4 protein-coding genes are annotated in these 2,893 nt (G+C 70.4%); 1 reads left to right on the top strand and 3 read right to left on the bottom strand.

Translation table 11 applies throughout. The features are described 5' to 3' along the window. Positions 1-1,261: DEAD/DEAH box helicase (locus ACM2XV_RS13860; RefSeq protein ID WP_487027347.1), on the bottom strand; the 1,261-nt coding region annotated here is incomplete at its 3' end. A 91-nt stretch (positions 1,262-1,352) separates the two neighbouring features. Here ACM2XV_RS13860 and ACM2XV_RS13855 point away from each other — a divergent pair. Next, positions 1,353-2,075: a ferritin-like fold-containing protein gene (locus ACM2XV_RS13855; protein WP_487027346.1), complete on the top strand. Its 723-nt coding sequence runs from the start codon at positions 1,353-1,355 to the stop codon at positions 2,073-2,075. Here ACM2XV_RS13855 and ACM2XV_RS13850 read toward each other — a convergent pair. Both ACM2XV_RS13850 and ACM2XV_RS13845 read right to left on the bottom strand, forming a co-directional pair. Next, entirely contained in the window at positions 2,072-2,380 is a 309-nt protein-coding gene (locus tag ACM2XV_RS13850; RefSeq protein ID WP_487027345.1) for a hypothetical protein, read from the bottom strand. The two genes, ACM2XV_RS13855 and ACM2XV_RS13850, sit on opposite strands and share 4 nt — an antisense overlap. Before the next feature lie 9 nt (positions 2,381-2,389). Beyond that, positions 2,390-2,614 (bottom strand): DUF3107 domain-containing protein, encoded by a 225-nt coding sequence (locus ACM2XV_RS13845; RefSeq protein WP_344774118.1) that lies wholly within the window; start codon positions 2,612-2,614, stop codon positions 2,390-2,392. Positions 2,615-2,893 lie beyond the last annotated feature (279 nt).

The following is a 2,893-nucleotide window of genomic DNA, read 5'->3' as shown; positions in this document are numbered from 1 at the left end:
TGCGGCTGCGCCGCGAGCGCGAGCCGCCCTCGCCCGCACCCTGCTTCGCGACCTCGGACTCGGCCTTCGGCTTTGGCGTCGTCTTCAGGCGCCCCTTGGTGCCCTCGGGGATGTTCAGGTCGGTGTAGAGGTGCGGTGACGACGAGTAGGTCTCGACCGGCTCGGGCTGGCCGAACTCGAGAGCGCGATTGATGAGGGCCCACTTGTGCAGGTCCTCCCAGTCGACGAAGGTGACGGCGATGCCGGTCTTGCCCGCGCGGCCGGTGCGGCCGGCGCGGTGCAGATAGGTCTTCTCGTCGTCGGGGATCGTGTGGTTGATCACGTGGGTGACGTCGTCGACGTCGATGCCGCGGGCTGCGACATCCGTTGCGATCAGGATCTCCTTCTTGCCGGACTTGAACGCGGCCATGTTGCGCTCGCGCTGCTCCTGATTGAGGTCGCCGTGCACACTCACGGCGGGGAAGCCGCGATCGGCCAACTCGTCCTGCAGCTTGGCGGCGGCGCGCTTGGTGCGCGTGAAGATGACGGTCTTGCCGCGCCCTTCCGCCTGCAGGATGCGGGCGATGACCTCGTCCTTGTCGAGGGCGTGCGCGCGGTAGATGACGTGCTTGATGTTCGCCTGCGTGAGGCCCTCGTCGGGGTCGTTCGCGCGGATGTGGATCGGCTTGCTCATGAACCGGCGCGCGAGGGCGACGATCGGGCCGGGCATCGTGGCCGAGAACAGCATGGTGTGCCGCACGGCCGGCAGCTGCTGGAAGATCTTCTCGATGTCGGGCAGGAAGCCGAGGTCGAGCATCTTGTCGGCCTCGTCGAGAACGACCTCGGTGACCTGCGAGAGGTCGAGCAGGCGCTGGCCTGCGAGGTCGAGCAGGCGGCCGGGGGTGCCGACGGCGATCTGCGCGCCGTCCTTGATGGCGGCGACCTGGCCCTCGTAGGCCTTGCCGCCGTAGATGGCCACGACCTTGGTCGGGCGGTTGGACGCCCCGAGCTCCATGTCCTCGCTCACCTGCACGGCGAGCTCGCGCGTCGGCGCGACGATGAGCGCCTTCACGCCCGGCGCGGGGTCGGCCCCGAGGCGCTGGATGACCGGCAGCCCGAAGCCGAAGGTCTTGCCCGTGCCGGTCTTGGCCTGGCCGATGATGTCCTGCCCGGCGAGGGCGAGGGGGATGGTCTGCACCTGGATGGGGAAGGGCTCGGTGATGCCCTTGGCCGCAAGCGCCTCGACGATGTCGTTGTCGATGTTGAGATCTGCGAAAGTCACGAAGTGGATACCTGTTCGGTGTCGGTCCGGCGAGGGAGAATCCTCAAGCCTCCTGCCAGTCTACCGGCGGGAAGCTCCTAGACTTCTGGCCGTGCCGTTCTCGTGGTTCCGCCGCCGTCGCCTCAGCCTCGACGCACCCCGTCTGCGACCTCGTCGCGAGCGGCGTTCCACGGTCGCCGCCGACCTCGCCGAGATCGCCCCAGAGCTGCGGCAGTTCCTCGGTCAGGCGGCCTGCATCCAGCTCGGCGCGTTCGAGCGGCTGTCGGGGCTGGTGGCGGATGTCCCGGGCTTCGGCGCGAAAGAGGCGATCGGCCGCTCGGCCGCGCGCGCCTTTGCACGGCATCAGCGCTTCACCGCCGAGCTGCGGCGGATGGGCTCTGACCCCGAGCGCGAGATGACGCCGTATGTCGCCGCCGTCGAGGAGTTCGCCGCGGTCACCCGCGGGCACGACTGGGCCGAGCGGCTGCTCGGCGCGCACATCTGCGGCGGCCTGCTCAACGACTTCTTCTCGGCGCTGTCGCGCGGCGTCGACGCCGACGGCATCAAGGACCTGCCCGCGCTGTTCGCGGTGGACCCCGACGAGGGGCGCGCTCTCGAGGCGCTGCTGCGCGAGCGCCTCGCCGGCGACGCACAGCTCGCGGCGCGGCTCGCGATGTGGGGGCGCCGACTCGTCGGCGACACCCTGCTCATCGCGCGATCGGCACTGAGGCTGACGGGGGATGCCGAATCCGATGACGCGCACACCGAGCCGCTCTTCGCCGACGTCATCGCCGCGCACACCCGGCGCATGGATGCGCTGGGGCTGACCGCCTAGGCCGCGGCGGGAACGCCGTGCTTGGTCACGGACTCGAGCAGCACGGCATCCGCCCGCGTGCGCAGCCGGCCGACCAGCAGGTCGATGGCCGCGACGACGGCGCCGGTGCCGAACAGCGCGATCCACCAGATCACGCCGCCGTCCCAGGCGAGGCCGGCCCAGGTCAGCGCGACCCAGAGCACCATCGCGGCGACGCCGCCGACGGCCGGCATGAGCGCCACGCCGTGCGTGTGCCGCCAGGGCAGCGCGTAGCGCCCGGCGGCGCCGATGATCAGCCCCGCGAGGGCGATGAACATCAGTTCCATGGCGGCGACTTAGGCGACGAAGCCGACGCGGCGGGTCTCTTCCGCGCCGATCTGCACGTAGGCGATACCGGCGACGGGCACGACGAACTGGGCGCCCTTGTTGTCGGTGAGCTCGAGCACCGGCGTGCCGCCCGAGATGGCCGCGCTGACCTTGCCGCTCACGTCGGAGGCCGACTCGTCGGTCTCGAAGCTGAGCTCGCGGGGGGCGTTCAGAATGCCGATGCGGATCTCCACCGTGGTGCCTTTCGTCGTTGACTGCTGACGAGCCTATCGAGTGCGCGCGCGGCGCCGATCGCGTGTTCGCTCAGGGGGAAGCGGGGCGGTCGGCGCGTCGATGTCGGGGGATGCCGGTACGTTTTCGAGCGTGCAACTCGACGTGTCTCAGCAAGCCGTCCTCGACCTTCCCTTCGGGCGGTCCGCGGTCGTGCTGGGCGCGCCGGGCACGGGGAAGACGTCGACACTGGTCGAGCTGATCGCCGCACGCGTCGCCGCGGGCGAGGTCGGGTCAGACGA

This window comes from Gryllotalpicola sp. CP2-P1 (genome assembly GCF_057512245.1).
This window is presented reverse-complemented; position numbering and strand designations above follow the sequence as displayed.

Bases quoted from the DNA above. Each gene is read 5' to 3' on its own strand.
- ACM2XV_RS13850 (WP_487027345.1), bottom strand. From the start codon at position 2,380: ATGGAACTGATGTTCATCGCCCTCGCGGGGCTGATCATCGGCGCCGCC.